General features: G+C 40.9%; 30 protein-coding genes and 2 tRNA genes. 10 read left to right on the plus strand and 22 right to left on the minus strand.

What is annotated here, in order from left to right; genetic code table 11:
* Positions 1-91: 91 nt before the first annotated feature.
* The 3 genes from DI077_RS09525 to DI077_RS09535 are packed head-to-tail and all read left to right on the plus strand — an operon-like array spanning position 92 to position 2,161.
* On the plus strand, positions 92-538 hold the full coding sequence (locus tag DI077_RS09525) for an LIC11213 family lipoprotein (protein WP_109019904.1): 447 nt from the start codon (positions 92-94) through the stop codon (positions 536-538).
* Complete coding sequence (locus DI077_RS09530; RefSeq protein ID WP_109019905.1) at positions 535-1,074, plus strand: YceI family protein; 540 nt, start codon at positions 535-537, stop codon at positions 1,072-1,074. The genes DI077_RS09525 and DI077_RS09530 overlap by 4 nt, the downstream gene beginning before the upstream one ends.
* A 4-nt stretch (positions 1,075-1,078) precedes the next feature.
* On the plus strand, positions 1,079-2,161 hold the full coding sequence (locus tag DI077_RS09535; RefSeq protein WP_109019906.1) for a DUF5777 family beta-barrel protein: 1,083 nt from the start codon (positions 1,079-1,081) through the stop codon (positions 2,159-2,161).
* Between the two features lie 59 nt (positions 2,162-2,220).
* Here the strand turns inward: DI077_RS09535 and DI077_RS09540 are convergent, their stop codons facing one another.
* The 10 genes from DI077_RS09540 to DI077_RS09585 all read right to left on the minus strand — a co-directional run bounded on the left by DI077_RS09540 (position 2,221) and on the right by DI077_RS09585 (position 10,967).
* A complete protein-coding gene (locus tag DI077_RS09540) occupies positions 2,221-3,222 on the minus strand; it encodes a PLP-dependent cysteine synthase family protein (protein ID WP_109019907.1) in 1,002 nt (333 codons plus the stop codon).
* Positions 3,223-3,225: 3 nt separating this feature from the next.
* Positions 3,226-3,606, minus strand: coding sequence for an FKBP-type peptidyl-prolyl cis-trans isomerase (locus DI077_RS09545; protein WP_109019908.1), 381 nt, complete (start codon positions 3,604-3,606; stop codon positions 3,226-3,228).
* An 11-nt stretch (positions 3,607-3,617) separates the two neighbouring features.
* On the minus strand, positions 3,618-4,244 hold the full coding sequence (leuD, locus tag DI077_RS09550; RefSeq protein WP_109019909.1) for a 3-isopropylmalate dehydratase small subunit: 627 nt from the start codon (positions 4,242-4,244) through the stop codon (positions 3,618-3,620).
* A gap of 10 nt (positions 4,245-4,254) precedes the next feature.
* Positions 4,255-5,649, minus strand: coding sequence for a 3-isopropylmalate dehydratase large subunit (gene leuC, locus DI077_RS09555; RefSeq protein WP_109019910.1), 1,395 nt, complete (start codon positions 5,647-5,649; stop codon positions 4,255-4,257).
* A 78-nt stretch (positions 5,650-5,727) separates the two neighbouring features.
* Positions 5,728-6,534, minus strand: a complete 807-nt coding sequence (locus DI077_RS09560; RefSeq protein ID WP_242935148.1) for a hypothetical protein — start codon at positions 6,532-6,534, stop codon at positions 5,728-5,730.
* Between the two features lie 50 nt (positions 6,535-6,584).
* Positions 6,585-8,081, minus strand: coding sequence for an FHA domain-containing protein (locus DI077_RS09565; RefSeq protein ID WP_109019912.1), 1,497 nt, complete (start codon positions 8,079-8,081; stop codon positions 6,585-6,587).
* On the minus strand, positions 8,041-8,817 hold the full coding sequence (locus tag DI077_RS09570) for an ATP-binding cassette domain-containing protein (protein WP_109019913.1): 777 nt from the start codon (positions 8,815-8,817) through the stop codon (positions 8,041-8,043). Before DI077_RS09570 ends, DI077_RS09565 begins: the two co-directional genes overlap by 41 nt.
* Positions 8,818-8,820: 3 nt before the next feature.
* Positions 8,821-9,408, minus strand: a complete 588-nt coding sequence (locus DI077_RS09575) for a D-sedoheptulose 7-phosphate isomerase (protein WP_109019914.1) — start codon at positions 9,406-9,408, stop codon at positions 8,821-8,823.
* Positions 9,398-10,159 carry an LBBP_01157 family protein gene (locus tag DI077_RS09580; protein ID WP_109019915.1) on the minus strand — a complete coding sequence of 254 codons (762 nt, stop codon included), beginning with the start codon at positions 10,157-10,159 and terminating at the stop codon, positions 9,398-9,400. The genes DI077_RS09575 and DI077_RS09580 overlap by 11 nt, the downstream gene beginning before the upstream one ends.
* Entirely contained in the window at positions 10,143-10,967 is an 825-nt protein-coding gene (locus DI077_RS09585) for a glycosyltransferase family 2 protein (RefSeq protein ID WP_242935149.1), read from the minus strand. The genes DI077_RS09580 and DI077_RS09585 overlap by 17 nt, the downstream gene beginning before the upstream one ends.
* Here DI077_RS09585 and DI077_RS09590 point away from each other — a divergent pair.
* The gene (locus tag DI077_RS09590) at positions 10,957-12,912 is read left to right on the plus strand and encodes an O-antigen ligase family protein (protein ID WP_242935150.1); all 1,956 of its coding nucleotides are present in this window, start codon (positions 10,957-10,959) and stop codon (positions 12,910-12,912) included. The two genes, DI077_RS09585 and DI077_RS09590, sit on opposite strands and share 11 nt — an antisense overlap.
* 15 nt (positions 12,913-12,927) lie before the next feature.
* Here the strand turns inward: DI077_RS09590 and DI077_RS09595 are convergent.
* Positions 12,928-13,011: transfer RNA gene (locus DI077_RS09595), tRNA-Leu, on the minus strand.
* Between the two features lie 60 nt (positions 13,012-13,071).
* Positions 13,072-13,145, minus strand: a tRNA-Cys gene (locus DI077_RS09600).
* Between the two features lie 140 nt (positions 13,146-13,285).
* Here DI077_RS09600 and DI077_RS09605 point away from each other — a divergent pair.
* Entirely contained in the window at positions 13,286-13,696 is a 411-nt protein-coding gene (locus DI077_RS09605) for an LIMLP_04285 family protein (protein WP_109019917.1), read from the plus strand.
* A gap of 1 nt (position 13,697) precedes the next feature.
* Here the strand turns inward: DI077_RS09605 and guaA are convergent, their stop codons facing one another.
* Positions 13,698-15,509, minus strand: coding sequence for a glutamine-hydrolyzing GMP synthase (gene guaA / locus DI077_RS09610; RefSeq protein ID WP_109019998.1), 1,812 nt, complete (start codon positions 15,507-15,509; stop codon positions 13,698-13,700).
* A 42-nt stretch (positions 15,510-15,551) separates the two neighbouring features.
* Between guaA and queF the strand changes: the two genes are divergently transcribed.
* The 3 genes from queF to DI077_RS09625 are packed head-to-tail and all read left to right on the plus strand — an operon-like array spanning position 15,552 to position 16,433.
* Positions 15,552-15,953, plus strand: a complete 402-nt coding sequence (queF, locus tag DI077_RS09615; RefSeq protein WP_109019918.1) for a preQ(1) synthase — start codon at positions 15,552-15,554, stop codon at positions 15,951-15,953.
* Between the two features lies 1 nt (position 15,954).
* Positions 15,955-16,212 (plus strand): SemiSWEET transporter, encoded by a 258-nt coding sequence (locus DI077_RS09620; RefSeq protein ID WP_109019919.1) that lies wholly within the window; start codon positions 15,955-15,957, stop codon positions 16,210-16,212.
* On the plus strand, positions 16,212-16,433 hold the full coding sequence (locus DI077_RS09625; RefSeq protein WP_174705633.1) for a ferredoxin: 222 nt from the start codon (positions 16,212-16,214) through the stop codon (positions 16,431-16,433). The genes DI077_RS09620 and DI077_RS09625 overlap by 1 nt, the downstream gene beginning before the upstream one ends.
* On the opposite strand, the gene DI077_RS09630 is transcribed toward DI077_RS09625, so the two are convergent.
* Positions 16,434-17,333, minus strand: a complete 900-nt coding sequence (locus tag DI077_RS09630; RefSeq protein ID WP_109019921.1) for a LysR family transcriptional regulator — start codon at positions 17,331-17,333, stop codon at positions 16,434-16,436. It lies immediately after the preceding gene.
* Positions 17,334-17,555: 222 nt separating this feature from the next.
* Here DI077_RS09630 and DI077_RS09635 point away from each other — a divergent pair, with 222 nt between their 5' ends.
* Entirely contained in the window at positions 17,556-18,236 is a 681-nt protein-coding gene (locus DI077_RS09635; protein ID WP_109019999.1) for a type 1 glutamine amidotransferase domain-containing protein, read from the plus strand.
* A gap of 70 nt (positions 18,237-18,306) precedes the next feature.
* Here the strand turns inward: DI077_RS09635 and DI077_RS09640 are convergent, their stop codons facing one another.
* The 8 genes from DI077_RS09640 to DI077_RS09675 all read right to left on the minus strand — a co-directional run bounded on the left by DI077_RS09640 (position 18,307) and on the right by DI077_RS09675 (position 25,826).
* A complete protein-coding gene (locus DI077_RS09640; protein ID WP_109019922.1) occupies positions 18,307-18,966 on the minus strand; it encodes a hypothetical protein in 660 nt (219 codons plus the stop codon).
* Between the two features lie 6 nt (positions 18,967-18,972).
* A complete protein-coding gene (locus DI077_RS09645) occupies positions 18,973-20,355 on the minus strand; it encodes an alkaline phosphatase family protein (RefSeq protein ID WP_167837132.1) in 1,383 nt (460 codons plus the stop codon).
* A gap of 54 nt (positions 20,356-20,409) precedes the next feature.
* Positions 20,410-21,435, minus strand: coding sequence for a flagellar motor switch protein FliM (gene fliM / locus DI077_RS09650; RefSeq protein ID WP_109019924.1), 1,026 nt, complete (start codon positions 21,433-21,435; stop codon positions 20,410-20,412).
* On the minus strand, positions 21,432-22,418 hold the full coding sequence (locus DI077_RS09655; protein ID WP_109019925.1) for a hypothetical protein: 987 nt from the start codon (positions 22,416-22,418) through the stop codon (positions 21,432-21,434). Before DI077_RS09655 ends, fliM begins: the two co-directional genes overlap by 4 nt.
* A 64-nt stretch (positions 22,419-22,482) precedes the next feature.
* Positions 22,483-23,079 (minus strand): hypothetical protein, encoded by a 597-nt coding sequence (locus tag DI077_RS09660; protein WP_109019926.1) that lies wholly within the window; start codon positions 23,077-23,079, stop codon positions 22,483-22,485.
* On the minus strand, positions 23,079-23,927 hold the full coding sequence (locus DI077_RS09665) for a peptidylprolyl isomerase (RefSeq protein ID WP_423241787.1): 849 nt from the start codon (positions 23,925-23,927) through the stop codon (positions 23,079-23,081). Before DI077_RS09665 ends, DI077_RS09660 begins: the two co-directional genes overlap by 1 nt.
* A gap of 25 nt (positions 23,928-23,952) precedes the next feature.
* Positions 23,953-25,389 carry an argininosuccinate lyase gene (argH, locus tag DI077_RS09670; RefSeq protein WP_109019928.1) on the minus strand — a complete coding sequence of 479 codons (1,437 nt, stop codon included), beginning with the start codon at positions 25,387-25,389 and terminating at the stop codon, positions 23,953-23,955.
* The gene (locus DI077_RS09675) at positions 25,386-25,826 is read right to left on the minus strand and encodes a heme-binding domain-containing protein (protein ID WP_109019929.1); all 441 of its coding nucleotides are present in this window, start codon (positions 25,824-25,826) and stop codon (positions 25,386-25,388) included. The genes argH and DI077_RS09675 overlap by 4 nt, the downstream gene beginning before the upstream one ends.
* A gap of 98 nt (positions 25,827-25,924) precedes the next feature.
* On the opposite strand from DI077_RS09675, the gene DI077_RS09680 reads away from it, so the two are divergent.
* Positions 25,925-26,386: an NfeD family protein gene (locus DI077_RS09680; protein WP_109020000.1), complete on the plus strand. Its 462-nt coding sequence runs from the start codon at positions 25,925-25,927 to the stop codon at positions 26,384-26,386.
* Positions 26,387-26,438 lie beyond the last annotated feature (52 nt).

Genomic DNA, 26,438 nt, shown 5'->3' on the forward strand with positions numbered 1-26,438 from the left:
GATTTCCTTTTCTTCTTGGTAAATAAATTATTATACAGAAAGTCCAGGATACTGGAAAGATTCAGAAATACAAAGAAATCCAGAGGTCTTTATGTCAAAATTATCCATTTCAAGTTTCGGTATTATTGTTTTACTCGGCTGTTTAACCGCTTGTGCAAATGAAAAGGCAAGTGAGAAAGACAAAGACACTGCCATAGGTGCGGCACTGCTTTCCCAATTGTCCCGCTCAGGATCTTCGTCCTCCACAAGCACCACAACCGGCAAATTTCCCATTCCCACATGTGAAGTAGCTGCCCCTGCGTTCTCTTCTTTGGCAACGGCCGGTTTTAATTCCACATGCGGCTCTTCCGGCTGTCATGATGGAACTACCAAATACAATACTACAAATTACGCAGCTGTGAAAGCCTATACGGTTCCCGGTTCTCCCACTACTTCCTCCATCTACATCGCTCAATCCACAGGCTCCATGGCTGTGAACACAAACCAATCCGTAGACAAAGCCATCTACTGTTGGATATTAGGTGGTTCCAATCCTTGAAGTATTTCTTTCTTTTATCACTATTTTTCGGATTCATATTTGCAAATGAAATCCGCTCCGAATCCAAACGTTGGACCGTAAATTCCGGAAAAGTTTATTTCAAATCCGAGTCCAGTCTGGAGACAATCACCGGAGAAGGAATGACTGTCTCCGGTTGGGTGGATATCAAGTCGAAACAGATCTTCATAGAAGTCAATCTGAAGGATCTAAAGACACCTAACAGACTACAAACATCACATCTGCATGATAATTATCTGGAAACGGAACTTCATCCTCTCGCTATATTTTCAGGATCAATTTCCGAAATCAAAGAGGAAGGGGAAGTAAAGGCAACCGGCAGTCTCGAACTCCACGGTAAAAAGAAAGAAAATGTTTCACTCACAGGAAATCTTCAAAAACGGTCAGGCACTTTCGAACTACTCTCCTATTTTACAATTAAATTAGAAGATTATAATATAAAAGTGCCGCAGTTGCTCATCATGAAGATCAATCCCGAAATCCAAGTCAAAGTCAAATTAAGTTTCATTTCAGAGTAATTCAATGACCTATTTCAAAATATTCAAATTCAACTGCCTGTCGGTAGTATCCTCTTTCCTTCTTGTATTCTCATTCCCAGGTTTTGCAGACCCTGTGCCACAAACTCATTTTATGGGAACAAGTCTGATCTATATGCCGAGCACGGAAGACATCGGAGCGAAAAATCTGGTATTCCGATTCAATCATAGATTCGGAAGTGCGAAACCCGGGTCCGATAATTTTTTAGGATTGGATGAAGGTGCCAATACGCAACTTTCTTTGGATTACGGAATTACTGACAGATGGAGTGTTGGGATCGCGAGAACTTCGCAATTCAAAACTTACGAAGCAAGAACCAAGTTTCGATTGGTGTCGCAAGATTGGTTTCCTTTTACTGTGAGTCTTTTCGGAGTGGCAGGTCAGGAGACTTCCGATCAATCCCTGATATTCTCGTATTACACCCGTTCCTGGACAGGAAATTCAACTCTTGACAACCGGATCAACGGCGGCCTGAACACTTATGAATTAACGGATCAGGACAAAAGATCATACATGGGGTCTTTACTTATCTCCAGAAAGTTTACGGATAGAATCTCGATCCAAGCTTCTCCTATGTACACTCATAGGAATTTTGCGCCCTATAATATCTCTAACTCGAGAACCGGTCTTTCCATCGGAGGTAGATTCAAAATCACAAGCAGAGTCGATATCAGCTTTGAATCCATTCTCACACCCAAAAGGGATTATTTCGGAGACAATTATTCGGTAGAGTCTCAAAAAACCACAATCGACGGAATCACCCAACTCACAGGAGATCAAATTAACAGAGGTTTAACGACCGGTTCCGTTTCCATGAATGAAATCATTTTAAAAAACCTGATACTGGACAAATCCGTAGAACATAGATTTGTTCCTTTGGGTATGGGGGTGGACATTGAAACGGGAGGCCATGTATTCCAGTTCTTTGTCTCCAATACAAGAGCTTTAGCCCACACTCAGCTTCTCAGGGGTGCGGACTATGATTATAACAAAAAGGAATTTTCTCTAGGGTTTAATATACTGAGACAGTTTTCTCTGGGAGAAGAGAAAGAAAAGGAAAATTGGTAATCGGAAAATCTTTTAAAAAATCTAAGTGTGACGAACGGAAACGAAACTGATCGTGATGTTTAATCCCGATCAGGAGAGAGAATGACTATATTGAAAGGATCCCGTTCATTACTCACGGACTCTCTGATTTTTTCGGACAATCGCAAAGCACCTACGATCACTGTACCTGTAGTAAGTCCTGCAAAAATGCCTTCTTTTTCATAAAGATCCGCTTGAAGATGGAGTGCCTCTTCAGGCGATACATTGAAATACTCATCGATAAGTTTGGGATCGTAAACTGCCGGAAGAGAAATCGCTTCCTGTTCCATTTTGTCCTTGGCTCTGCCATAACGCAGAAAGGATGAATTTTGTTTTCCTGCAATCACTACCTTCAAACGGGAGTTTTGCGACTTCAAATACCTTCCGATTCCTGTGATGGCTCCGCCGGTTCCGGGTGCGGAAACAATCGCTCCCACTTTCCCTTGCAGATCTCTCCAAATCTCGGGACCTGTAGTCTTAAAATGAAAATTGGGATTTGCGGGATTTGCAGACTCATCAGGAATCCAACCGTTTACTTTTTGAGCCTTGGAAGCGGCAAGCTCCGCAAGTCTGGCCCCATCGGATTCATTTGTCACAGACACTTCCGCACCGTAACTTCTTAAAATCTGAATCCTTTCCTGAGAAGTATGAAGAGGTACTAAACAATAAACAGGATACTCTCTTAATTTTCCAATCCAGGTAAAGCTGATGGAAGAAGAACCTGCTCCGTACAAAACCACGGACATTCCCTTTTTCAGTTTTCCGCGTCTTTCCGCATCAATGAACATGGCAAGCGCGGTTCTGTCTTTGGCGGAACCGGTTGGATTTAGAAATTCCGCCTTTAGATAAAAATGAATGCCTGTATATTCCGAACCAATTCGGTTCAAACGAATGAGAGGCGTGTTGCCAACCAATTGTAAAATGCTGTCTTTGATCGGATTGGCAACGGAAAGTTCCTTTCCAAAGATACCTTGTACACTATTCAGTGCCAGTAGAAGGCTGTTTCCTAGGTCATCGATACCTTTTGTAATCGGTTCTAACATGGATTATTTTACTTGGATCAGCTCGACGTCAAAAATCAGAGTTGAATTCGCAGGGATGGGCCCGACCGCTCTTGCACCATAACCGAATTTAGGTGGGATAGTCAATTTGCGTTTTCCACCTTCTTTCATTCCTACGATTCCCTTTTCCCAACCTTGGATCACTTGCCCAGAACCCAAATCAAAAGAGAAAGGTTCTCCCCTCTCAACGGAAGAATCAAATACCTTTCCATTGGTTAATTTTCCGGTGTAATGAACCTTAACGGTTGTTCCGCGAAGAGCTTCCTTTCCAAGACCGAGTTTCGTATCTTGGATGAGTAGGTCGTCTGCTGCAAAAAGCGTTGTAATTGATGCTAATGCTAAAAAAGGAATGAGTCGTTTTATCATAATGGAATATATTATACTACGTTTCTATACAGCCAGGGAACATCTTTTTGATTCGATTCTTCAAATTTTTTAATTTTATCCGCTTTTTGAAGAGTGAGCCCGATGTCATCCAGACCGTTGAGTAAACAATGTTTACGGAAAGAATCAACCTCAAACGGATACGATTTCCCTTCTTCCGTGAATACCAATTGTTTTTCCAAATCGACAGTGAGCTTTGCCCCTTCTTTTTTAGAAACGGTTTGGAAGATCTCCTCTACCTTGGATTCATCCAAAACGATCGGTAACATTCCGTTTTTAAAACAATTGCTAAAGAAAATATCCGCAAATGAAGGGGCGATGATTGAACGGAATCCGTAATCCTCCAAAGCCCAAGGAGCATGTTCTCGGGAAGAACCGCATCCGAAATTATCGCGGGTAACAAGAATGGTTGCACCTTGGTAACGGGGTAAATTCAAAACAAATTCAGGATTCGGTTTTTCGCCCGCATCGTCCAAAAATCTCCAGTCATGAAACAAATGTTTACCGAATCCGGAGCGTTCGATTTTTCTTAAAAATTGTTTCGGGATGATCTGATCCGTATCTACGTTTGCTTTGTCCAGTAATCCTGCGATTCCATTTAAAACGGTGAATGCTTTCATGAATTTTTCCTTATTTCCAGTCTCTGATATCTACGAAGTGGCCTTCGATCGCAGTGGCTGCTGCCATTGCAGGCCCTACTAGATGGGTTCGTCCGCCCTTTCCTTGTCTTCCTTCGAAGTTACGATTGGAAGTGGAGGCACATCTGTCTCCCGGAGAAAGTACATCATCATTCATAGCGAGGCACATGGAACATCCCGGATTTCTCCATTGAAAACCCGCTTCGAGGAAAATCCTGTCTAGTCCTTCCTTTTCCGCTTGGCGTTTCACTCTACCGGAGCCGGGTACGATGATCGCTTCTACAGTGCTACTCACTTTTTTACCCTTCACTGTGTTCGCAACCACCCGCAAATCTTCTATGCGCGAATTGGTACAAGAACCTATAAATACTTTATTTACCTGAATCTCGGAAATTTTCTGACCTGCATTTAACCCCATATAGGCGAGCGCCGATTCCGCCGATTTTTTCTGAATCGGATCCGTAAAATCATTCGGGCCGGGAACTTGAGCGGTTACAGGAACCACTTGTCCAGGAGAAGTTCCCCAAGATACCATCGGTGCAATTTCATTTGCATTCAAAACAACTGTCTTATCGAATTTGGCACCAGGGTCAGTAGCGTATGACCTCCATTTGGCGACCGCTTTGGTCCATTCCTCTCCTTTCGGAGAATAGTCTCTGCCTTCCAGATAAGAAATAGTAGTATCATCAGGAGAAATAAGTCCTGCGCGGGCTCCCGCTTCAATCGCCATATTGCAGATCGTCATACGACCTTCCATGGAAAGTGCTCGGATTGCCTCTCCCGTAAATTCGATTACATAACCGGTCGCACCGTCGGTTCCGATTTTTCCAATGATAGCAAGAACAATGTCTTTTGCAGAGACCAACGGAGAAAGTTTGCCATCCACCCGAATCTCCAAAGTTTTAGGTTTTTTCTGAACTAAGGTTTGGGTAGCAAGGACATGTTCCACCTCGGATGTTCCGATTCCGAAAGCAAGTGCTCCGAATGCTCCGTGAGTGGCTGTGTGGGAATCTCCACAAACAATTGTTAAACCGGGGTGAGTGATCCCTAGTTCCGGAGCAACTACGTGAACGATTCCGTTGTCAGGATGATTTGTATCAAAAAGAGCGATTCCGTTTTCTTTGCAGTTGTCCATCAAGGTTTGCATCTGCAAAACGGAGATAGGATCTGCCGTCTTCCAATCTTTGGAACGAGTGGAAACATTATGATCCATAGTAGCGAAAGTCGCATCGGGACGACGCACCTTCCTATTTGTTAATTTTAAATTTTCGAAAGCCTGCGGGCTTGTGACTTCATGGACGAGGTGACGATCTATATAAATAATGCAAGTTCCATTCTCCTCATCGACAAGATGGTCGTTCCAAATTTTCTCAAACATCGTTTTCATGCGAAAGGTCCCCTACCATAGTCATACCTTAGACTAGGGGTAATGCGTCCAGAGAATTTGAAAACAGATCCGAGCAAACTAAGGAGTTTGGACGGAAGTGCCTGCTTGGAAAGTTCCGGGGGAGGAACAGGCGGAAGTGGCGGTGGCCAAAACCAGTGGCGGCTTATAAACGGAAATAATCGCACCGATACCTGATTGTTTCAATTTGCATGAACCAACTACAGTCGCATCCTCCGTACATTTTGCAGTCTGTTTGGTTCCTCCGGACAAACAATCTGTGAAAGATCCGTAGTAATTCTGGCAGATCCCTGTACTCGGATTGTCACAAGCGAATTTAAAAGTAGTCGACGAATTACCATTCAAAAGATCCGTAAGGCTTCCTCCGGAGAGGGATTGCACCGGGGTTCCCGTTGTAATCACAGTCAGTGGTGCGTTGTCAGGGTTTTGTTTTTGATAAAGATAGAATAAATAACTGCCGGCTTTGAGAAAGGCAAACGTAGTCGCACCATTACTTACGGTTCGGGTGTATTCGGTTCCGTCCTTTGTAAGAGGGTCTGTGTCCAACTTCAGAGGACAACTGGAAGAAGAGTAAACGGACATGTTAATATCCTGGTTGAAGACTACGTTCGTGGCGATCTGTGCTCCCGTAATCTGCATAACTGCATAATAAGTATCACCCACCAATTTGAATTGAACCTTACCTGAGGTGGTGGTAATTCCGGTATAACCCGCTTTGATTTGGTTTCCTATGCCGGCAATCGTACATCCGGTTACTCCGGATTCGTTGGCAAGAAGCAACGCAGTCGCAGAACTACTGTTTGCCGTTTTTCCGGAACAAAAGATAGAAAAAATAGAAATGAACGGAAGTAATAAAACAATCTTCATATCTCTTGCCTTCATTTAGAATAACATACGTCCGAAGAATTCCAATCCAATTATCTGCCCCGGAAGGAAATTAAAGTCCTTCCGATTTTAATCTCATCCAAGTCGAAAAGCGCTTTGGGACGTAATAATTTTTTGCCGTTCAAACTAACTCCGGATTCGGATGCACAATCGAACAAAAGATAACGGCCTCTTACTTTCTTAACTTTCGCATGGACCGGCTCTATATGAGAATCCTGTAAAACGATTTCGCAAGCCTCCCCCGACCCGATTAAAACCTCGTCGGATCGAATTGAGAACTGCGTTCCCGCAAATACCCCTTCTTTCAAAATCAAAACCGCCGTGGAGTAAGATTCCCCGCTGACTTCTTCCCTTTCAATCATTTGGGAAATGATTTCGTTTTCACGGGCTCGTTCCAAAGAATCGCCATACACCCGTTCGTAGACTTCCAATTCGTTTTTATTTCTTTCGTTTTCAAAGTCTTTCGTCGTCGGGATATTCTTTTTCTCCGGTGGAGATGGAGCCTTTTTTTCCTGGAGGTTAGGAGCAGAATATCCTCTTAAAAAATATAGAACGGAAAGACAAAGTATGATGGAAAATAGAAGAACCGGATAAAATACGAGAGGATCTTTTGCTTTTCTGTAAAAACTATGCAAAAAGGAAATCTCATATTTAAAACTCAAACGATCCCCTTCTCCGATAATAACATCAGTTAGTATTTCATTGTTTTTCCAAAGGGAAAGATTCCAAGGAGAAAGATAAACCAGTCTTACCTTCGGTAAAATCAAATGGTTCAATTCCTGGTAAAGTTCAATATAGGATTCTTGTCTAGTGATCGGATAAAACTTTCCTTTCACATAACTTGCCAGTTTCGTTGTTTCGATTGTGGTAGGTGCGATGATGATAAAATCCAGGTTTTCCGAATTTACCTTTCTTGCGAACTCGGCAATTCTGAATTTGTCCATCCAATCCGTCTGAAAGCTAACAACGATCATTACTTTGGAAACATTCGAATCGGATTGGATTCTTCCGATTACCTTTTCCCAAGATCTGATAGGATATTTCGGCTCCTTTTCTTTGGGCAGGGAAAAAGAAGGAGATAGTTTGGAGGCGGGAATTCCCTCGTAAAATAAAAACTGATCATCGGATTGTACGTTGAGAAAGAATTTCCCCCGGGATTTTTCCGCAATGGAGGCAATATTGGCGGCAAATTGAACCAGCCAGGTTTTTTCTTCCCAATTCGCATAACTGGGAATAGATAGATAAAAATGAACGGGAGTGGGTTCCGAATCGGTTGTGAGTTTATAACTGGTACTTACTTTCTTTGCACCGGCAATATCTTCTAAAATCTGAATTTCCGAATCGGAAGCGGAAAAAGGAATTCTGGTTTTTAAATCCACTTGGATTTCAGGATATCCGGAAACATCCCAATCGATGATTTGAAATCTTTTTTCAGCAAAAACCTCTCCTCCGAAACAGAGAGATAGAAAAATAAGAACGAACCTAGACTTACAAAAAGAACCGTCTTGCCTTTTCCAATTCCTTACCATATTCCGTAGTCGGTTCAATTTTTCTGTCCTTGATGGGGAAGCTTTCAATTGTACTCCCTTCTTTCATTATCGTAATCCGGGAGGCCATACTTTCGACGATCCTTAGGTCATGGGAAATAAAAATGACTCCGAGATCACTTTCCTCTACCTTCCTTCGGATGGCCCGAAGCGCCCATTTTTCGGTATTTGCATCCAGGCCGGTAGTCGGTTCATCTAATACCAAAATACGATAGTCCCCCAGAAGTGCCAAAGATAGACAAATTCTTTGTTTTTCTCCCCCGGAAAGTCCATTTGCATAGGAATTCCATTTTTCTTCCGGACGGGTGATCCCCATCTCTTCCCAAAGTTCCAGAATCTCTCTAGGATCTTTTGAGCTTCTAAGCCCCAATCGGAAAAAGTCGATCACCTGGTCTTTTATCTTTCGATAGGGATGAAATGCAAGATTCGGATTTTGTGGGACTAAAAAAATAGATCTACCTCTCAGTTCTTCTCCGAATGGACCGGACCAATAGGAAAGATCATGTCCTAAAACATCCCAATGCGAAAAATCATACTTCCAACCTTCTCCAAGTAAACCGAACAAAGAATAGGCGAGTGTGGTTTTTCCGGAACCTGACTCTCCGATCAATGCGTGAATCTCGGAAGAAAATAAGTCCCAGTTTAAATCCTTCCAAATCCTAGTTCCATTCGGAGTGAATAGATTGGCAGACCGGATGGAAACGAGAGGGTTAGACATTTTTTAGTCCAATCCAAAAAGTTCCTTTTCTATGATACTGCAAAGTATATGACCGATCAGAATATGGGATTCCTGGATTCTTGCAGTTACATTCGAGGGAACTATGATTTCCCGAGTGGCAAGACCTTTTGCTTTTCCACCGTCACCACCCAAAAGTAATAAAGATTTCATTCCTATTCTTTTTGCTTCATCCAAAGCAAGTAAGATGTTTTTGGAATTTCCGGAAGTGGTAAGACCCACGAACAAATCGTTCGGTTTGCCGAATGCTTCCAGTTGTCTTTTGAAAATATGTTCATATCCGTAATCGTTGGAACATGCGGTTAGAACCGCCTGATCCGCATTGAGTGCAATGGCAGGAATCGCCTTTCTTTCGTTACCCGACTTGTAACGAATCACAAGCTCCGCAGCAATATGGGAAGCGTCGCAACTGGACCCGCCGTTTCCGCAAAAATACAACATTCCTCCGGAATTCAAACTCTCAACCGCTAACTTGCCCGCAGCCTCGATGGAAGGAATCAACGATTCCAAAACCGATTGTTTTGTCCGAATGGAATCCTCTATATGCGAAGTTATTAAAGTATTATGATTCATTTTCTTTTTCCATTTTATTCTGTATTAAGGTTATCTTGTCGGAAAATTCGCGCATGGCAGCACCGAATCCGAATAGGTTTTTGTTTTTTCCATGAGGATTGTCCGTAGATGATATTTTGCCCTGGTTTAGAAAAAAGAATTCATCTCTTACCAATTTTTTCTGACGGTCAGTCGCAACCGACTCGAAAAACTTACGTCCGTCTTCACCTAATGCCAATATAATGAGCGCCATATTATTCGGAGAAATCTGTAATAATAATTGTTCTTTCCAAAATAGATCCCAAGTCAAAATCATTTTCCAGTCCTTCACCTTTGATGAATTGGAAAGAACTCCAGTATCGGTTTTGGGAATACTCACACGATCGAGAAAGCCTTCCAATTGGGAAAAATCGGCCTGAATCGCCTGGTTCAATTCCCCTTCGTCTACAAAAAGTATCCCGGTGGTTTTTCCATCCTTATTGGGATAAAGAGAATTTCCCGTAGCGATAACAACGGAAAAATTTTCTCCTTCCAAACGAAACAACCTATCATTCGTTTTGTGCAACTTATACCCTTTTCTTTCCACAACCAAACCGGTTTCTATCTGTTTGGTGAGAAGAAGATCTTTGTATTTATCGTGAGCGATCTTCCATTCCAGATTAAAATGTTGCGGCTCTTTCTTTCTGGTTTTTACGATTTCCGATTTCGAATCGGAACCGAATACTGAGGAAAGAATGCGACTCCAAAGAGAAGGTTTATTTTTTTTCGCCATAATCCTTTCTCATATTAGACGGTTTTTCGATGAACTTCTTTTCCAATTCGTATACCTTTGCATATTTCAAAAATGTGGAAAAAGAGGATGCTAAGGCAATATATAGTCCCGGAATTCCGTCCAAAAATCCCCGTTTCATAATATAGATTTCAATAAATTTTCCGATCGGCTTCAAAATGGATTTGATGAGGGAAAAAGAATTACCCTTCGCATAACGGGTATAAGAAACAATAGAAGAAAATTGATTGATAGTTGTGATTTGATGGGAGAAATCGAGAAAACTATAATGAAGTATATCTCCTTGTAAAACTCCTCCTTTGGAAGAATCTTTCAATTCGATAAAATCATGAGGATTTTCTCCCACCCATACTGCCTTATCTTTTCGAAACAGCCTGAAACGCCTTTGAGGATACCAACCGCTGTGATAAATCCAACGCCCCATATGATGTGTTAACCTTGCGATCTGAAAACCGTCTTCAGTCACCTCATCTTTTTCCAAAAAAGAGAGAATCGATTTTTGTAATTCTTCACTCGCCCTTTCGTCCGCATCCAAAGATAAAACCCATTCGTGTTTGCAGTAAGAAATAGCCAGGTTTTTTTGTTCCACATGTCCCTGGAAAGAGTTTTCAAAAAAACGGACTTTCGGGTTTTTTTTGGAGATGGATTTTGTTTTATCCGTACTAAAAGAATCCAAGATCACAATTTCGTCTGCGATTGACTTTATGGAATCAATACAGGCTTGGATATTTTTCTCTTCGTTAAAAGTGATGATCGCAAGGGAAAGTTTTCTTTTTGGTTTGCCAAACACTGCCACCATCCTAAGTTCCCAACCAAGCATGTCTAGGAAAGAAACATTTCAAAAGCTCACTGTAGTTTTTCTCTCTTTGTTTTGGGTCGCAGTTCCTTTTTCCGTATCGGTCTCTCAAATCTCCGCCATACTTTCCTTGCTTTGTTTTGTATTGGTTTTTCGATTCCCAAAGCCGAGGGACATTCCTATTTTCTGGATTGGAATCGGAATCTATCTTTGGATCTTTGGAATTCGCTTTTTATCCGGCATCGAAAACTTCCCAGAATGGAAGAAAGTTCTCACTCATTCCGAATTCAGCGATTTTTGGATGTTTTTAATCTTGCCGGTTTTACAAAGCCAACCGAATCAGGACAAAACGAAAATTAGGCGATTCGTTCAGATAGGTGCCTGCTTCTTAATTCTCTCCGGACTAATTTCCGCTGTTTTTCCCTACCGGTTGGCAAGTTTCGTAATGGACGGATTTCAATATCTGGATGGGAAAAGACTCCCACATCTCATCGGACACCTTCCTATTCTAGGTATACCGATCTATCTGCCGATCGGATTCCAGAACACCCACCTAACATACGGCGGGCTATTGTCTTTGTTTCTTCCGTTTTTAATCCTAAAAACCTTTCGACTTTTAAAATTAAAAAAATTACGGAAAGGAAAGTTTGCCTGGGTAGTCCTTTTTCATTTGGTTCTTTCCTCCTCGGGAATTTTACTATTATTTTTAAACCAAAGCCGTTCGATTTGGATCGGTCTCTCCGTTTCCTTGATTTTTTATCTATCTGTCAAAAGTAAAATCAATTGGGAATCAATCTGCAGATTTCTCGGGAAATTTTACATTCGCATTATATTCGCTAGCTCACTATTCCTTATTGTTTTTTTTGTCTTATACAGATCCAATTGGCTTTTTCAAAGATCTATAGATCAATTATTTACGAAACAAACTTTGGAAAACCAAAGAGTATGGATTCACAAAGGAACCAGAAATATAATCGAAACCCATCCCTATTTCGGAGTGGGCGCAGGGAATTATAAAAAGGAATTCGAGTCTTCCTATCTGGATCTGATAGAGAAAAAACCTTATCTGTATTATGAAATTTCCATTACGCCAAAATCCCATGCACATCATGATTTTTTACATTTTGTAAGCTTGGGAGGTGTTGTAGCGGCGGTATTATTTCTTTTTTTATGGATTCAAATTCTGATTTCGTTTTTGCGAAACCCGAAACATTTCGGACAGTATTTGGGTGTTTATTCCGTTTTCATTGCAGGTTTTTTTCAATGTTATCTGTTAGATGACGAGGTCATGCTTCCGTTTTTAGGCATTCTGGCACTCATCCCTGGGAACACTACAAACATTCCTTTCCAAACAAAACTGAAACATTTCGTTTTATTTATTTTGTTTCCCTTACTTATTTCATTAAGTCTGATCTATCTTGGCACAAAAACAAAGGAAGACGAATTATTTCTTCACAGAACAAGAGATGCGAATAACTTTTTATCACCTATCGCACAAAAAACGATAGGTGGCAATATGCAGATGCTCCCCCATTCGGAAGACAATTTCTTTTATTTCAAACTGGAAGGTTGCCTCAGTCATTTCGCCAATTTGAACGGAAAAAAGAAGAAAAGGGACGAACCTTATTCCCTCCAAATCGATCTACCGGATCATTCGGAGGGAATTTTTCCGGACGAGGTAAAAATCGAGTTAAGAGAAAGAGAAAGTTTCGACCAAGACCAAAAATACAAAGCACATTCGGAAAGAGTTCTTTCCGAGAAAAAATTCCCACTGCAAAAAGGAGAAAACAAATTCGAATTTTCTAATATTCTATTTTCAAATTCGGAAGAGATTTACTTTTTAGATTTCGGGATTGAATATATTTGGAAGAATGAAAAGGAAAAACTTGCGCAGAAATTGATCCCTAAGATAAAAATCAGTGAAAATTGCGGGGAATAAAGAAGGAAAACATCTTACCTGGAGCGGGAATCGAACCCGCACGGGATTACTCCCACAGGATTTTAAGTCCTGTGTGTCTACCAGTTCCACCATCCAGGCAGTTTTGCCTAAAGTTATGATTTTTTCTAATGTCCCAAAGTCAAGGGAAAAGAAATCATATGGAGGCGTCGGCCGGATTCGAACCGGCGGTCAAGCTTTTGCAGAGCCATGCCTTACCACTTGGCCACGACGCCCTTTGTCATAGGGACTTTGGATAGGCTAAAATTTCGAAGCCCCCTGTCAAATGCAATTAACTCCCACATTTTAACCTGAATGTAATAATTCGGAAAGAAATCCATTTGCGAGAGAAACAAGTTCCCTCTTTGTAGATGGTATGAATCGAAATTTACTTTATACTTTGCTTTTTTCCTTTTTGGTTTCTTCGCTTTATGCTGATTCGGTCACGATCAAAGCTTCCAAACAGTTGATTGAAAATGTAAAGACATCCAACCCGAGTCCTTCGGAAGTCCTAGTGGAATCAAAGGATGGAACCAAACAAACGTTTAAAAAGAATCAAATTACAGTTGTTACATCTCCTGTAGTTTGGGAAGATGCGAAGCCTGCGGAAAAACCCGGTTTCTTTTCCAGAATGTTCGGTTCGAATAAAAAAGAAGAAACGAAAGAGGCGGCAGTGACCGGCACCGGACCGGAAGAGAAAAAAGAAGAACCTAAGTCCTTCTTTGACCGCCGTTTTCCGGAAATCGCCATGGGAACGATGGCGATCCTTTGGATACTACTTCCTTAAACTATTCCCACTCAATCGTACCGGGTGGTTTATGAGTTAGATCGTAGAGCACAAGTGAGATACTAGTTATTTTCAGTATTTCACTTGTTATGCGACTAAGAATATCACGATCCATTTGGTAAAAATTGGCAGTCATCGCTTCCTGAGATTCTACGGGGCGCAGAACAATTCCGAAACTATCAGGCCGGAGCCCCACAGGAACAAGTACCACAGGCATCTGCCAAATCTTTGTATGGATTTTTTCCTTGTAGAGATGTTCCGTTACAATGGAATCCGCATCCCTGAGCAAATCGGAGTGAAATTTGTCCATTTTGATCCGGTTATAAAAAAATCTCTCAGGAAGAATTGATAGATCCGGAGCAAAAACAACCCTGTTAATCGTCTTGATCCCGTTTGTAATTTGAATGGAGAGATCTTCCAACTGTTTCCAATCTTTGGTAAAATCATTCAGTACCGCACAGTGAGCGTAACTTCTTTGGTCTCCCTGCACTCCCACGGATTGAATGGGTAAAACACCTACGTTCGCGTTAGGATCCAAACCCTTTGCCAAAGAGAGTGCTTCCCTTTCCCCCTCTTTATCTTTGGTTTCCTGAGATGCAATCATCCGTACCACAAGCCCAGGTCCCGGAAAAGGATGTCTTTCAATCCAAAGATCGGGTAACCCCAATAGTTTTCCGAGCGATCGAACTTCGTCTTTGTACAGTTCGGCGATGGGCTCTATGATTTTCCCCGATTCGATCAGCTTCTGAATGGCGGGTACTCTATTGTGATGGGTTTTGATTTTATGGGAATGTTTGGTTCCGCCGGATTCGATCGTATCGGGATAAATCGTTCCTTGTCCCAAAATCCAATTTTCGGAATCCAATCCTAAGGAATCGATAGCTTTGGACTGTGCTTCTAAAAACTGATCTCCTACTATCTTTCTTTTTTCCTCAGGTTCCGACTTGTCGGCCAGGAGTCGATAAAATTCGGAGCTCTCATCCCAGACGGTCAGATCAAATCCCAGTTTGTCCAAATTTTCCTTAAGTCCGCTCACTTCGTTCTTTCGCATAAAACCGGTGTCAACAAGTAATCCCTTCACTCTGTCTTTACCCAAAGCTTTGGCTAATAATAAATAGGCGACGGATGAATCGACACCTCCCGAAACGAGTAAAAATACGTTTTTATCGGTAGGAACTTTTTTCTTAAGAATGTCTATCTCCCTTTCAAGAAAGGAAGTCAAATTCCATGAATTGGCAAGTCCGCAAATCCGGATGAAATTTCCAAGTATAGTTTCCCCTTCTTCGGAATGGGTCACTTCAGGATGAAATTGGATTCCAAAGTAATTTCTGGATTCGTCGGAAACGAAAGCATAACGACAATTATCCGAATCTCCCATAATCTCAAATCCGTCCGGGAGTTTTGTAACTTCATCTCCATGACTCATCCAAACTTTGGAATGAACGGAAACTTTTTCCGTTAGTTTTGATTTTTTACCGGAAACCAAGTTAAGGGTAGCGGGACCATATTCTTTGCTGGAAGAGGAAACGACTTCTCCTCCTAAGGTTTTCATCAAAAGTTGATGGCCGTAACAAATTCCCAGGATGGGAACTGTGAGTTGAAAAAACTCTTTGGGCAGTAACGGTGCGCCTTCTTCATAAACACTGGAAGGACCTCCCGATAATACGAGGCCTGCATAAGAGGAATAAACCGAGAGTGGTTCTTCATTGCTTAGGATTTCCGTGTAAGCTCCTAGCCTGCGAATTCTAGAAGCAAGTAAATGTGTGTATTGGCTGCCGAAATCAATAACCGCGATTTTTTTATCACTTTTCATGGGATGGTTCCAAAATAATTTTGCAAATGCCAGGGTAAACAAATGTCGGAAAAAAAATCCGTTTCTCTCTACGAGGACAAACAAGACCACATCCCCTCCTGGAAGACCCCGGAAATCGAATGGTTTGCCAATGTCTACTCAGGTAGGGAATATAAAATCGAATTCACCATCCCTGAATTCACGGCAGTATGCCCCAAAACAGGTTTGCCAGACTTTGGAACCATTTTCATAGAGTATTCCCCCAACGAAAAGTGCATCGAACTGAAATCTCTCAAAGAATACGTTCTGGCATTTCGAAATGTAGGGATTTTTCATGAAAATGTAGTCAATAAAATTCTGGAAGATCTGATTCAAGCGGTCGATCCCAATTATTTAAAAGTGATCGGCGACTACAATATCCGCGGAGGAGTCAAAACTATAGTGAGTCGGGAATACAAAAAATAGTATGGAAGTGATTCTAGGATACATAGCGGCGATATTCACTACCTTGTCGTTTTTGCCGCAGGTGCTTCGGGTGATACTGACCAAACAAACCAGGGATATTTCCAGAAATATGTACATCCTTCTGGGCTTGGGAGTTTTACTCTGGTTCTTCTATGGAATTTTGATTTCGGATATGCCGATCATACTCGCCAACGGTTTTACATTGGTGTTTGTAAGTACGATACTCATTTATAAATTAAAATCGGAGGATCCGAATTGATAGATATGAAAAAAGCTTATGTAGACAAAGACAATTGCACTTCCTGCAATCAATGCGCTGATAATTTTCCCAAATACTTTATGATGGATGAAGACGATCTCTCCCAAACTCATATCGGAGGAGAATTCATCAATGATGCTGTCATTCCTGAAGACGAGGTTAAAAAAGTACAGAAAGAAATGGACGAATGCCCCGGTGAATGCATTCACTGGAAAAGATAATTAAACCTTTTCTTTCTCTACCATCTTGATGATTTGAGATTTGGTATCCCGATTTTTTTCCTTTGATCCGGCCAAAGAAGCGAAATACAAAGTATTCGTTGCTTCTCTAAATTCGGGAAACCATACATAATTCTGTTTTTTCTTTCTGAAAAGATAGGAAGGCAAAACACTTACCCCTTCACCTAACAGTAAACTCTCGCATATCAATTTCAAATTCGGTAAGACCAACTTGGGTTTGATAGACGGTCTTTTCTGAAAATTTTCTTTCCAGAATCTACGAACAATCGCAAGATCAGAGCTGTAAACATACCAATTTTGCCCGGATAACCATTTTTCCTTTTCCAAATCCCAGTCCCTGCCCGACTTGTTTTTTCCCGGAAAATCGGATCTATTCAATTTCGGCGACCCTACCAAAATAAACTTTTCTTCCGTGAATGTTTCATATTCGATCTCCGGATCCTGTATCTTTTGGCTGACAATGGCCAATTGAATTTCTTCTTTTTTCAATTTATCAATGAGCTCGGTAACAATTCCGAAGCTGACTTGAAAGTCGAAATCAGGTCTGGTAAAAAGAGAAAGAAGATACTCCGAATAAAATTCAATAGGACTTCCGAGTCGGATAGTCGTCTCTTTTTTCAGATTGGTCTTTCTGAATTCGTTTTCTATCCCGTTCAATCTTTCCAACGGGCCTACAATTTGCGAATAGAGAATTTTCCCATACTCCGTAGGAATCATTTTGCGACTAGTTCTCTCAAACAACTGTTTGCCGGTATAATTCTCCAGACTTTGAAGTTGTTGGCTGACACCCGGTTGAGTCATAAGCAATACTTGAGCGGCGCGGGTGAGAGTGCCTTCCCGATAAATGGTGAAAAAAGTCCGATACAGTTCCAGATTTATCATATATTAATATAAATATTTTTATACTGATCTATAAACACCATTGTTTTTTTTATATATTGCTTTGCTTGCTTTTAAAATAAACACGAAAGAATAGATACTTAAAGACCGGGATATTTTCCCGAAAGCGAGGATAGGTCAAAAATGAAAATGATCAAATGGATCTTTTTAGGAATATTTTTCCTTAACATGGGGTTATCTGCGGAGACAGGGAGCAAAAATAGAATGAAGAAAATATTGTTTGTAATTACAAGTCACGGGGTGAAAGGAAGTTCCGGTTCGCCTACAGGGTATTATCTGGGAGAAGTGAGTCATCCTTGGAAGGAGCTAAAAAATGCAGGTTACGAAATCGACTTTGTCAGTCCGAAAGGAGGACTCTCTCCCGTGGATGGAAAGGATCTCGACGATCCGATCAATAAAGAGTTTTGGGAAAATCCTATCTATCAAAAAAAGATTTCCCATTCTTTCAAACCGGAAGAAGTAAACTCAAAAGATTACGTTGCCATTTTTTATGCGGGCGGACATGGTACGATGTGGGATTTTCCCGATTCCACTTTGATTGGAAAAAAAGCTGCGGAGATCTATGAATCCGGTGGAATCGTTGCAGCCGTTTGCCACGGACCTTCCGGGCTGATCAATTTGAAACTTTCCAATGGAAAGTATCTGATAGAAGGAAAAAAGGTAAACGGTTTCACAAATGAAGAAGAGGAAGCGGTAAAACTCACAAATATTGTTCCTTTTCTATTGGAAGAAAAGCTGAAGGAAAGAGGAGGGATTTATAAAAAGTCAGCGCCATGGAAAGAACATGTGGAAGTTGATGAGCGTTTGATCACAGGTCAGAATCCTCAGTCTGCGAAAAAAGTAGGTTCCGAAATGGTAAAATTACTGGCAAAGATCGGAAACTAACGCGCATTAAAAACTATCATATATAGGTAGCATCATACATTTCCGGCTGCTTCCTATATATCTTCTTTTATCATATTGTTGTTTTCGATGTCTGTAAAAAGATCTTTTTTTTTATTAATAGTAAAATTCCGATATAGATGAGCCAAATCGGAAATGATAATTGGCAGATTAGATTCAATTTTGAGTTGATTAGCCAAGGATAAGCACCGACGATCTGGCAGATAGATGTCAATACACCTATTATGATGAGAAAGATGTCGTGGTATTGATTTCGAAAAGAAAGAGTAAAAAGAAAAATCGAGATAGAAAGTAAAAGGGAAATGCAGTGCATCGAACCTACAGAAAGGCTTAAGATAAACAAAATAATATCATTGGACATCTGATAGTTAAAAACCGGATAAACCAAGCGACCCACTAACAAATCAATGAGAATAAAGATGGGAACGATCAAAAACATAAATATAAAACTGGCTATCAATGCCAAGGGAGAGTGATTTGCATTCAGAATCCTGGCAATGACATAGATGGATGGCATCAGAAAGACAGTAGCGAAAATAAGCAATTCATCCATCATTTGAATGAAAAATTTCCATTCTTCAATCCAGTCATTTAACAATAATTTATCGGAAGGTGCAACAGGAACTAAGTTCGAAAGGATAAAGTAAGAAAGAAATAAAAACCCTGAAAAAATAAACGATATTGCACCGAACTTATAAATCTTATCGTTCATTTGTTTTCAGTTTTTACAATCCAGGCTCAAATATTTGCAAACATTTGCAAAAACATCTTTTACCGAATCCATCTTCCAATCATCTCTGTTTTTCATACCTTTCAAATAAAATCCCCCGATGGTTTTCATCTCAGGATTCTGATTGTCATACCCATGTCCGTAGATCGGTTGTTTTACGGTTTGAAAAACGGGTCCTTTCCTGGAACCGGAAATATAGATTTTTGCCTTTGTAGATAGTAAGCCCAATGCATCAGGATGTTGGGATTTTCTTAACTCTGCGATATCTTCCTTATCCCCTCTCCATTTGGTTCCGGGACAATTCATCTCCAAATCATTCTTTAAGGAAACTCTTTCCTCATCGGTCAGAACATTTCGATTGCCCGGAAGCAAAATCGCTGATCCTCCGGAACTTTTGAAAATAAAATCATATGTTTGCAAATCAGTTTGAATCCAGCCTTTATTCAGCAAATATACGTTAGGTTGACATAAACTTTCTCCGTAGGAAAAACCATGATCGGAAATAAGAAGTAATGCCAGATCCTTACGATTGTATAAGTCCAACGCTCTGATGAATTCTCCGAACTCGGAATCGATTTGTTTTAGTTTTTCTTTTGCCTCTGCCGAACCGGGTCCGTAAGCATGGTGAGTGCTGTCCAAATCAGTGGTATATAAAAGGAGCAAATCAGGTTGAAAGGTTTCAAACATCCAAAAACCGGTTCTGAATTTAACCAAGTCCTTAGTAACATCATTTAAAGGTTCTCCTACCGCAAGCTCCGCACGTTTATGCAGTCCTTTGCTCGAGAGTGCCCGCAAAAGTTTATCGTCTTCCGGGATTCTCTTTCGCCAAATCTGCGGTAGGTTGTAGTCGACATCAGCTCCTACGGTAACAGGCCAAAATACATTCCCAGTTTTTTTTGATTTTAATTTGGCATAATCCCAAAGGGTTTTTACTTTGATGTCTTCCGAATACCAAGTCCAGCCACCATCGTTCTTTTCAAACGGATCGACTAAGGTATTGTTTAAAATTCCGTGTACGCTCGGATCGACACCGGTGACCATTGAAGTGTGGGCCGGATACGTAACACTCGGATTTACGGTTTGAATCTCTCGGGAAAAGGAAGATTTTTCAGAAAACTCTTTTAAGTTAGGAATAAGACTTAGGATTTCAGGGGAATCAAAATAGTATCCGGGGAATCCGTCGACGGAAAGAACGATTAACTTTTGTTTTATGGTTTCCTTTTTCTTTTTGGGCTTTGCATTCAGGTTTTGAAAAGAAAAAGAAATCAGTATAAAGGTAAATCCGATGGAAAAAAGCCAGGACAAACAAATCGATTTAATGATAAACGGGAAAGTTGCAGAAATAAGAATCTTTCCCTTGTTTTTATTCAAGGGAAAGAAATTCTTTTGCGAAAAAGGATACATTTAATCTAAAGTTAGATTGAATTAGTATTCTTGTTCGGAACGGGTCGATCCTAACAATTCATCAGGAATGTCTTCGATGGAATCTCCGATTTGAATGGCCAGACGATTTCCCACTCTACCAGGAGTAGCTTTGAACTTGCTGCGATCCCCTACTTTCACGGTGAGATCAGTTTTGATCGGAGTGTTTTCCAATTTGATCACGTCTCCTGTATGCAAGTTCATCAGATCGTTTAACGAAATATCCACGCTCCCCACTTCGGAGATCAAAGGGATTTTGACTTGGTCCAATCGTTCCTGGATGACCGCTCTGTTTTCGTCCACTTCCCCTTTACGAATCGAGGAATACCAGTACTGCGCGGAAAGTTTGTTGATGATCGGTTCAATCGTGATATAGGGAATACAAAGGTTTGTCATCCCCTCTACTTCCCCTACTTTTGTTTCCAGTGTAATTAATACCACCATATCATTCGGAGGAACCACTTGGGCGAATTGAGGGTTTGTTTCAATATTTCCAAGACGAGGACGAAGGTCGATTACGGTAGACCATGACTCTCTCAGGTTTCCTAAAATCCTTACGATGATACCTTCCATTACCGAAAGCTCGATATCGGAAAGTTCCCGGTTTACTTTAGAGGATTCTCCCTTACCACCAAACAAACGATCGATGATTGTAAAGGAGATGGAAGGATCGATTTCAAGGATGGCAGATCCACGAAGAGGGTCCATATTGATAACGGCAAGGGTGGTCGGGTTCGGAATGGAACGGATAAATTCTTCGTAAGTCAACTGATCCACCGAAGCAACGTGAACTACAACAAGTGCCCGGAGCTGTGCGGAAAGACCTGTCGTAGCAAGACGTGCAAAAGTTTCATGCATCATCTGCAAAGTACGAATCTGGTCTTTTGAAAACTTATCCGGTCTTTTGAAATCGTAGATCTTAACTTTTTTCTGTTCACCTACGGAAGAATATTCATCTTCTGACACCTCTCCTGAAGAGATGGCGTTTAACAGTGCATCAATTTCGTCCTGTGAGAGAATTTCGGTCATTTTTTTACCTTAACCAGTAGATTCTTAATTTGCCAATATCCAACTCTATTTCCTTCGTCTTTTTTTAAGGAATAACTGTACTCATATCTTGTTTTAAAACGCCCGATCATTCTTTCCACATAAACTTGGACTCTCGCATCGTTTTTAGAAGGATAATCCACGGAAAGAACTTTGAAATATTTCAATTTGCCGGAAGGTGATTCCGTAAGATATCGTTTGAACTCTTCCACGATGGCATCTTTGTCACTTGCATGACTTTCCGCATAAACGGTACTAAACCGGTCATAATTTAAGATATATTCCGAAAAATCGATCCATTTGAAATGAGATTCCCAATTCTTCTTCATTTCAGACCCGAGGAATAAAAAGATAGTTTCTTCCGGAGTGACAAATCCGGTTTCTCCTAAGTTTTGCGCGAGAGGGGTAAAGTTTCTTTCTTTATTCGATTTTTCCAAAAGAAAGGAAGAAGTATTTTCAGATCTTAAAAAAGAATCTTTGTCTTCCGTATAATTGGGATAAAAATAACCGGTGATAAAGTACTTTTTACCTGGCAAAAAGGAGTAATATTCATCCAGGTAAATGATCTTGGAAAAGGATTCGTTTCGATGGAGTGCGATTTCTTTGTTTTCATCGCCTACAAGATTCACAACAGTCGTTCTTCTTTTTAAGATAGGATCGTGAAACTCGGGATCTTCCAGAGGAGCCACCAAACGGTCGTCTTCGTCTTTGATGATGATCTGAAAAGAGTAACGAAAATCCCCGGCTGGAAAAATGCGAACGACTTCTTTTCCGGTATTTTGAATCGAATATTGTAAGGGAATTCTTTCTCCTTCCGTAAAATTTCTTTTGGCCAGACTAACTTTGATTTTAGATTGAAGAGCGACAAAATTTTCCACTCTTTCTCCGCGTGCGTCCCTATCGGGAATGGCGAAAAGAGAGCTGGTGAAAGACAAAATCAGAAATCCGACCAAAGATACTCGCATACAGTATCAATTTCGGCAGAAACCCGAAATCTTTAGGAGATTTTTTAAGACATAAATGGGCGGATCAGACCATTCTTTTTGCTTCTGCAATGATATAATCCGCAATCCGAATCAAACGGACCATAATCGCACGAAACTTTTTGTACTGATAATAATTTTCACGGTGTTTGTCCAAATGGGACTCAACAAGTGCCACAGTTTTTGAAGAAATCTTCATGTTTTTGATCTCGTTTTCAGTGATCCCGTAAAGATTTGCCTCGGAGACAAATCGGTTCAATTCTTTGACTAAACTTTCATCCGTTAAATCCTGGATCTCGAATACCTTTTCTATTTTTAAAATAAAATCGGTCAGAGTTCGTTTGATCTTCGCCTCTTCCTCATTCGGCTTTCGTTTCGCAGTCATCTGAGTCAACACCTCGTAACGGTCCAAGGCATTCTCATACAATTCATTGACTTTTGATTTTTGTCCCAATATAAAACTCATATAGGACAAAAGACCGACCAAGGTATCGGGGTATTTATTGATGGAACCGATTTCATCCAAAGCATTGGAAAAACCTTCCTCATCATGAGGGACGAGTTGAATGAAGTCCAAGACCGGTTCCACGGAGGAGCCGGCAGTGTATTTTCGAATGATTTCAACTCCGTCTAAGTAATTCATTATCTTTTATCTACCACTAATACTTTTCTAATCGTAGTTTGCAAGTTTCCCTTTTCGATGATTCGATCCAAAACTTCCGCTCCGGAAACCAAATGACCAAATACAGTGTGAATTCCATCCAAATGAGGAGTGTCCACCTGGTTGATGAAAAACTGAGATCCGTTTGTATTGGGGCCTGCATTGGCCATAGCCAAAGAATGTCGGACTGCTTTTTTACTAGGAACAACTTCATTGAAACGATATCCGATCCTGTATAGAATCTCCATAACGGGAAGTTCCAAAGCATCCGTATAAGCGGCTTCGACTTCCGCACGTTTTTCGTCTAACTGTTGTCTGCTCAAGATATTGAATTCGGAAAGTACGACTCTTTGCAATTGGGCTTGGTATTGAGGGGCATCTTTCACTTTTAATTTATCAAGCCCGATCGCTTTCGCATTGATCTCATCTTCAAACTTATAACCCGGGCCTCCTCCTCCGTCTCCCCTAGGACATCCGCCTTGCGCCATGAAATCGGGGATCACTCTATGAAACTTTAGCCCATCGTAAAAGGGACGTCTTTCTTTTATCCCTTTTTCATTTGTGAAATCTTTTTCCCCTTGGGCAAGATCGATAAAGTTTTGTACTGTTTTGGGAGCTGCGTCCGCAAATAATTCCAAAACCAGATCCCCTGCCGTTGTTTGCAGGACGGCATAAACCGCCGGTTTTTCAGGAAGCTTTACATTGACAGTATCCAAACGTTTTACTATGACTTTCGTGCTGGAATAAGAGATAGGTTCGTATGTTATTTTTTTGAATCTTTTTTCACCGCATTGGATGATTATAAAAGAGAACCCGAATAATGCGAATATCAGGATAAGTTTCGCTTGAAAAATCTTAAACATTCTTTTTGCCTTTGGATGATTGAATTTGAAATCGTTTTTCTAGTTCTTTGAGTTTTCGCTTAGCATTCTTTAGCTGCTCTTTCTGCATCGGTTTGGAAGTTCCCCCGGGAACATTCTTTTTATCACAAGAAGTCTCGAGTACGATCGCATCTTCATAGCCCGGATCGGCTAAAACCGCATGGATCTTTCCTCTTTCCCCTTGCGGGATGGTAAATAAATCCCAACCCTTGGAGGAACAATGTTTCACAAGCTCCCCAACAATTTCATGTGACGTTCGAAAAGGAATCTTTTTTTGAAAAACGAGCCAATCCGCTAAATCGGTTGCAGTCGAAAAACCGGAACGCAGACTTTTCACGGCATTTGCAGGAAAAATCTCGAGCCCACTCACCATCTCCCGAATTCCTTCGATGGCAAGTTTCACCTGTTTGACAGTATCGAACAAAGGGATTTTGTCTTCTTGAAAATCCCGATTGTACGCAGAAGGAGTTCCCTTCATCATCATCAGAACATGATTGAGTCCCCCTACCACTCTTCCCGTTTTACCACGAATCAGTTCGGCAACATCAGGATTTTTTTTCTGAGGCATGATCGACGAACCTGTGGTAAGCGAATCGGGAAGTTTGAAATAGGAAAACTCCTGGGAAGAAAACAAAATGATCTCTTCGCAAAACCGGGAAGCATGGATATAAAACTGGGATGATACGAATAAAAATTTCAGGATATGGTCTCTTTGCGAAACAGCATCCATTGAATTTTCGGAGATTCTACCCAGATTCAAATCCTTTTGTAAAAAATTTCTGTCCGTCGCATAATTCACTCCGGCCAAGGCACCGGAACCTAAGACCAGTTCATCGGCCCTTTCTCTTGCGGATAAAAAATCTTCGAAATCACGAACATTTGCCCAAAAATGAGATAAAAAATAATGAGAAGCCCGGATCGGTTGCGCGATCTGCAAATGAGTGTATCCGGGGATGACGATGTCGATCGACTTTTCGGCCTTTTCCACCCAACTTTCCAAAAGGGAGAACAGAAGACTCAAGATATTTGTTATTTCTTCTTTCAGATAAAGACGTACGTCTTGAGAAACCTGATCGTTTCTGGAACGGGCGGTATGCAATTTTTTTCCCAAATCACCCAAAATATCAGTTAGGCGGGATTCGATGGACATATGAATGTCTTCATTTTCTATTTTAAATTCGAATTTGCCGGACTCTATTTCCTTTCCGATAAACTTTAGAGTATCTTCGATTTTTTTTTGTTCTTCGCCGGTCAGAATCCCTATCTTCTTCAACATTCTGGAGTGGGAAATCGATCCGGTAATGTCCTGGCGATACAGTTCCTTATCAAAACTAATCGACTCACCGATTCGAACCATAAGTGAGGAAGGAGCTTCTGAAAATCGCCCTCCCCAAAGTTTTTTTTCTTTCATAAAGATTCCTTTTCGCTCTCCTCTTCCAATGCGGAAATCCAGTCTTTCAGTATTTTTATATCTTCCTCGCCAATGACCGCATCTCTATGAATCCAAGTATAGGATTTCAAGGGCATCTCATCTTCTTCGATCGCTTCCAAAATCGAATCCGCTTTTTTGATCTTTTTATCAAGGGAAAGTTTTTCCCATTCGGAGAAATTGAGCTCTTCTCTTCCTTCTCTTACATGATTGGAAACAAAATAGGATAGGGGAAATACATAAGAATAGATCGGCCATTTTGTTTTATGGGAATGGCAATCGTAACAACTTCTCTCCAGGATGGAATTCAATTTAGAATCCACGCGGATCGGCGCGGACTCTTCCGGATTCTCTCTTTCCACAGGGATGAATTGGACAAGAACCAAAAGAATCAAAAATAGATAAGCTACCCTTTTCATATCTCATGACAGGGTTTAGGAAAGAGGATGAATTCAAAGTATATTTTTATCTTGCTAATGGGCGAAAGGACGGTCTTGATTCCCTACAGGAGCAAATATTGGAGATTTTATTCGAACAATCCCCTTACCTTTGGATCATAGGTGGGATTCTATTTTTAGCTTTAGAATTTGTTTTTCCAGGTACATTTATCATGTTCTTGGGGATCGGTGGAATCATCACAGGGATTACCGCGCGACTGATACCTATGAGTTTTACGGCTCAAGTGGTAATCTGGATGATATCAACACTTGCCTCACTGATTTTAGGCGGTTCGGCGGTCAAAAAATTATTCAAATCGGAATCAACTGTAGATCCTTTTATCAAAGACGATTATTTACAACAAATCGTCCCGGTCGAAACGGATATTCTGGTAGGACAGTTGGGAGGCAAAGTGCGATTCCAAGGAACTGTTTGGGATGCCATCAGCCAAAAGGAAAGAATTCCAAAAGGTTCCCAAGTAAGAATTTTATCCCGTGATAATCTCACTTTCACAGTGGAAAAAATTTCACTCGGAGATTGATTCTTTTTCGATTTAAAAAAAAACGATTCCAATAAAAAATCCCTTTTCTCTT

Origin of the sequence: Leptospira kobayashii (assembly GCF_003114835.2) — a bacterium.
In the GTDB taxonomy this organism is placed as follows: Bacteria; Spirochaetota; Leptospiria; order Leptospirales; family Leptospiraceae; genus Leptospira_A; species Leptospira_A kobayashii.

Bases quoted from the DNA above. Each gene is read 5' to 3' on its own strand.
- DI077_RS09575 (WP_109019914.1), bottom strand. From the start codon at position 9,408: ATGAATCATAATACTTTAATAACTTCGCATATAGAGGATTCCATTCGG.
- DI077_RS09580 (WP_109019915.1), bottom strand. From the start codon at position 10,159: ATGGCGAAAAAAAATAAACCTTCTCTTTGGAGTCGCATTCTTTCCTCA.
- leuD (WP_109019909.1), bottom strand. From the start codon at position 4,244: ATGAAAGCATTCACCGTTTTAAATGGAATCGCAGGATTACTGGACAAA.
- fliM (WP_109019924.1), bottom strand. From the start codon at position 21,435: ATGACCGAAATTCTCTCACAGGACGAAATTGATGCACTGTTAAACGCC.
- queF (WP_109019918.1), top strand. From the start codon at position 15,552: ATGTCGGAAAAAAAATCCGTTTCTCTCTACGAGGACAAACAAGACCAC.
- leuC (WP_109019910.1), bottom strand. From the start codon at position 5,649: ATGAAAACGATGTTTGAGAAAATTTGGAACGACCATCTTGTCGATGAG.
- DI077_RS09565 (WP_109019912.1), bottom strand. From the start codon at position 8,081: ATGGTAAGGAATTGGAAAAGGCAAGACGGTTCTTTTTGTAAGTCTAGG.
- DI077_RS09675 (WP_109019929.1), bottom strand. From the start codon at position 25,826: ATGAAAAGGGTAGCTTATCTATTTTTGATTCTTTTGGTTCTTGTCCAA.
- DI077_RS09525 (WP_109019904.1), top strand. From the start codon at position 92: ATGTCAAAATTATCCATTTCAAGTTTCGGTATTATTGTTTTACTCGGC.
- DI077_RS09660 (WP_109019926.1), bottom strand. From the start codon at position 23,079: ATGAATTACTTAGACGGAGTTGAAATCATTCGAAAATACACTGCCGGC.
- DI077_RS09540 (WP_109019907.1), bottom strand. From the start codon at position 3,222: ATGTTAGAACCGATTACAAAAGGTATCGATGACCTAGGAAACAGCCTT.
- DI077_RS09620 (WP_109019919.1), top strand. From the start codon at position 15,955: ATGGAAGTGATTCTAGGATACATAGCGGCGATATTCACTACCTTGTCG.
- DI077_RS09640 (WP_109019922.1), bottom strand. From the start codon at position 18,966: ATGAACGATAAGATTTATAAGTTCGGTGCAATATCGTTTATTTTTTCA.
- DI077_RS09570 (WP_109019913.1), bottom strand. From the start codon at position 8,817: ATGTCTAACCCTCTCGTTTCCATCCGGTCTGCCAATCTATTCACTCCG.
- DI077_RS09535 (WP_109019906.1), top strand. From the start codon at position 1,079: ATGACCTATTTCAAAATATTCAAATTCAACTGCCTGTCGGTAGTATCC.
- DI077_RS09655 (WP_109019925.1), bottom strand. From the start codon at position 22,418: ATGCGAGTATCTTTGGTCGGATTTCTGATTTTGTCTTTCACCAGCTCT.
- DI077_RS09545 (WP_109019908.1), bottom strand. From the start codon at position 3,606: ATGATAAAACGACTCATTCCTTTTTTAGCATTAGCATCAATTACAACG.
- guaA (WP_109019998.1), bottom strand. From the start codon at position 15,509: ATGAAAAGTGATAAAAAAATCGCGGTTATTGATTTCGGCAGCCAATAC.
- DI077_RS09635 (WP_109019999.1), top strand. From the start codon at position 17,556: ATGAAGAAAATATTGTTTGTAATTACAAGTCACGGGGTGAAAGGAAGT.
- DI077_RS09630 (WP_109019921.1), bottom strand. From the start codon at position 17,333: ATGATAAATCTGGAACTGTATCGGACTTTTTTCACCATTTATCGGGAA.
- argH (WP_109019928.1), bottom strand. From the start codon at position 25,389: ATGAAAGAAAAAAAACTTTGGGGAGGGCGATTTTCAGAAGCTCCTTCC.
- DI077_RS09560 (WP_242935148.1), bottom strand. From the start codon at position 6,534: ATGAAGATTGTTTTATTACTTCCGTTCATTTCTATTTTTTCTATCTTT.
- DI077_RS09605 (WP_109019917.1), top strand. From the start codon at position 13,286: ATGAATCGAAATTTACTTTATACTTTGCTTTTTTCCTTTTTGGTTTCT.